The following is a 3,943-nucleotide window of genomic DNA, read 5'->3' on the forward strand; positions in this document are numbered from 1 at the left end:
CCATTGCTCTGCTCGCACTCGCCATCGCAACGCCCTCGCTTGCCGCGGAAAAGGTTCTGGGCCTTGCGGCAATCGACCTGCAGAATTCCTTCTTCGTCCGCATGAAGGAAGCGGGCGACGTGGCTGCCGCTGACTACGGGGTGAAATCCACCTGGCAGAGCGCCGAGGGCAGCCTGGAAAAACAGGTCAGCATCATCGAGAATTTCATCAATCAGGGCGTCAGCGCGATCCTGATCGATCCGATCGACAAGAATGCGGTCATTCCGGTCATCAAGAAAGCCGCCGCCGCCGGCATTCCGGTGATCACCATGGGTAACAAGGTCGAGGCCGGCTCGAACTACTCGACGCTCTATCCGGACTACGACAACATGTCGATGGTTGCCCGCGCGCTCGGCAAGTCGCTTGGCGGCAAGGGCGAGGTCGCCCTGCTGGTCGGTTCGCGTGGCAACTTCGTGTCCGACACCCGCGAAAAGGGCTTCGTCGAAACCCTGAAAAAGGAGTTTCCGGACATCAAGGTCGTCGGCATCGAGCCGACCGGCTGGGACGCAGCGAAGGCAACGAATGCCGCCCAGACATGGCTCACCACCTATCCGGATCTGAAAGCCATCGGCTGCATCTCCGACAGCCTTTGCCTGGCAGCCGATTCCGTTGCCAGCTCGATGGGAACCCAGCTGCTCTACGGCGGCTATGACGGCGACGCCGAGATGAAGCCGCTGATCGACGACGGCAAGATGGTGATGGACGTGCTGACCGGCGCCTATCGTGTCGGCTACTGGAACATCGCCGTTGCCGCTCGTCTGGCCAATGGAGAAAAGCTGCCGCAGGATCTCTTCATGCCGACCTATTTCGTGACCTCGGATGCGACGGCAGCGAAGCTCAAGGCGGATGGCCTCACCTTCGAATATATCAACACCGACAAGGAGGCGGTGGAAGCCAAGAACTATACCGAGCAACTCGGTCCCAAGGTTCCGGCGACCGCCATGACCCTGGCAAAGTAACAGCCTAAAGCGGCTCAAGCGCCGGATGACATTTCATCCGGCGTCCCCTTTTCCTGACGATCGCCGTCGCCGCTTCCGCGGTGACCGCGCATGATGCTCGACAAGAGGACCGACCCATGTTCCAGTCCTGGACCTCTCCGTTTCTGCGGCGCAACGAACCGGTTCTCATCGCGGTGCTGCTGGTCGCCATCGCCGTCTTCGGCTGGATCGATCCGCGCTTTCTGTCGACCGGAAATCTTGTCAGCATCGCGCAGCAGAGTGCGGTCATCGCCCTCATCTCTTTTGCCATGACGGCCGTGATCATCGCGCGCGGCATCGATATTTCCGTTGGCAGCAACCTCGCCTGTTCCGGCATCGCCGCGGGTCTTGCCTACACGGCAACCGGCTCGGCGAGCTTGAGCCTTCTCGCCGCGATCGGTGGCGGTGCCGCGATAGGTCTGCTCAATGGAGCGCTGATCGGCTTTGCCGGCATCTCCCCCTTCATCGCGACGCTCGCCACCATGGCGTTTGCGCGCGGCCTGGCGCTCAGTCTCTCCGGCGCATCCAGCATCGCGGTCGCCGATCCGGTCCTGCTTTTCGCGGGACGCGAGACAATCGGCCTCCTGCCGGTCTCCGTCATCATCGCCGCCGTCTGCCTGGGCCTCTGGTGGTTCGTGCTCAATCGCACGGTGTATGGGCGCTGGATCTATGCGATCGGCGGCAATGCGGGGGCAGCGCGGGCCTCACTGGTTCCCGTCGACCTCGTGCGCATCTCCGTCTACCTGATTGCCGGTGCGACAGCCGGGCTCGGCGCGATCCTCACCATCGGCCGCCTCGGTTCGGCACAGCCGCTTGCCGGCACCGGGCTTGAATTTACAGCCATTACAGCCGCGATCATCGGCGGTACGAAACTGTCCGGCGGCCAGGGCTCCATCTGGGGAACGGCAATCGGTGCGCTGTTGCTGGGCGTCATCAACACCGGCCTGTCCTTCCTGCAGGTGCCGCAAATCCTGATCTATTTCGTGACCGCGAGCCTCATTCTGGTGGCTGTTCTCACCAGCCAGCCGGAGAGTGTTGCCGCCCTGTTCAAGACCAGTGGCCGCAAGTCCATCGCATCGCCGCACAACAGTGCCGCAACACCGGTCGGCAAACACAGCATCGCGTTGCGCGACGTCGGCAAGTCTTTTCCGGGCGTCAAGGCGCTCGACGGTGTCAGCTTCGCCGTCTCGGCTGGTGAGGTCGTCGGACTTGCCGGCGAGAACGGGGCGGGGAAATCAACGCTGGTGAAGTGCATCTCCGGTCTGCATCGCCCGGACGAGGGAGAGATCGTCATCGACGGCAACGCCGTCCAGTTCCACTCCCCCAGCGACGCCAAGGGCATCAGCGTCATCCATCAGCATTTCAGCCTTTCGCCGGACCTAACGGTGGCGGAGAATCTTTTCATCGGCCGCGAACCGCACACCCGCCTTGGATTTCTCGACCGGGCCCGGATGCGGCGCGATGCGAGAGCCATCATGGACGAGCTGTCGCTCGATATCGACATTGCCGCGGAGCTGCGAACGCTTTCCGTCGGGCGCCAGCAGATGGTGGAAATTGCCCGTGCCGTTCTGTCCGATGCCTGGTTCTTCATCATGGACGAACCGACCAGCGCGCTCTCCAACCGCGAACGCGACCAGCTCTACGAGCTGATCGACAGACTGAGAACCCGCGGCGCCGGCATCCTCTACATCTCCCACAAGATGGAAGAGATCTTCAGCCAGTGCGACCGCGTGGTCGTTCTGCGTGACGGGCGCTTCATCGGCGAGCGCCAGACCCGCCAGACCAACGAGGCCGAGATCGTCTCGATGATGGTCGGACGCGATGTCGGCGACATCTTCCCCTATCTCGAAACAAAGATCGGCGAAACCGCCATCGAGATCAGCAACGTCTCCAACTGCAAGCTCTTGAAGTCGGCCACGCTCAGCGTGCGCAGGGGCGAGATCGTCGCGCTCGCCGGCCTGATGGGCAGCGGCCGCTCCGAGGTGCTCAGGCTGATTGCCGGCCTCGAGACAATGCATGGCGGCACGATCAGAATTTTCGGCGCGCTGCAGGCCGGCGGTGACATCAAGGCCGCCAATCGCGCCGGCATCGTCTACATACCCGAAGACCGGCACCTGGAAGGCTTCGTCGGCGCGATGTCGATCAAGGACAACCTGTCTCTCGCCTGGATTCGCGACAACAGTTACTTCGGCCTGCTGAGACCCCGCCGCATCCTGGCTCTCGCGCGCGATCTCATCGGCTCACTCGGCGTGCGGCCGGCCCAGCCCGACAAGATGACCATCGAGCTTTCGGGCGGCAATCAGCAGAAGGTGGTCATCGGCAAATGGCTTGCCACCAAGCCGAAAATCATCCTGCTCGACGAGCCGACGCGCGGCGTCGACGTCGGGGCAAAGTCCGAACTCCATCACCTGATCGCAAAATTGAAGGCCGAGGGCGCGGCAATCCTCATGGTGTCGAGCGAGTTGCCCGAGGTTCTCGGCGTTGCCGACCGCATCGTCGTCATGCGCGAAGGCCACTCTGTCTGCACGCTGGCGCGAGGGGCGACGGAAGAAGACGTGATGATGCACGCCTTCGGTGATCGCAAGATCGCGCCACCCGCCAGCACGGCCCCGGCCAGCATCCAGCCTTGCACCTTGCCTGTAGGGAGAGCCCTTTGAGCAAACTGAAGATCGCCATTGTCGGTGCCGGCTACATGGGCCTCCTGCATGCTCAGGTGGTTGCCGCCAGCCCTGTCGCGGAACTGTCGGCATTCGTTGATCCGAATACTGCCACGGGAAGCAAGGCCGCGTCCGATTTCGGTGTCCGGCATTTCACCGATGCCGCCGCCGCGCTGACTGCCAATGCCGCGGACGCCTATATCGTGGCGGCGCCCGACACGCTGCATGAAGACGTCTGCCGCACGCTGCTCGATGCCGGAAAGCCGGTGC

3 protein-coding genes are annotated in these 3,943 nt (G+C 62.9%); all 3 read left to right on the forward strand.

The annotated features are described in order from the left end of the window. Positions 1–2: 2 nt before the first annotated feature. The gene (locus EN935_RS25605) at positions 3–998 is read left to right on the forward strand and encodes a sugar ABC transporter substrate-binding protein (RefSeq protein WP_245489047.1); all 996 of its coding nucleotides are present in this window, start codon (positions 3–5) and stop codon (positions 996–998) included. Positions 999–1,114: 116 nt separating this feature from the next. Next, the gene (locus EN935_RS25610; protein ID WP_164771334.1) at positions 1,115–3,673 is read left to right on the forward strand and encodes an ATP-binding cassette domain-containing protein; all 2,559 of its coding nucleotides are present in this window, start codon (positions 1,115–1,117) and stop codon (positions 3,671–3,673) included. Beyond that, positions 3,670–3,943 (forward strand): Gfo/Idh/MocA family oxidoreductase (locus EN935_RS25615; protein ID WP_164771335.1); only part of this gene is annotated, 274 nt, incomplete at its 3' end. The genes EN935_RS25610 and EN935_RS25615, both read left to right, overlap by 4 nt.

It is taken from the genome of Mesorhizobium sp. M7D.F.Ca.US.004.03.1.1 (assembly GCF_003998635.1).
Lineage (GTDB): Bacteria > Pseudomonadota > Alphaproteobacteria > Rhizobiales > Rhizobiaceae > Mesorhizobium > Mesorhizobium loti.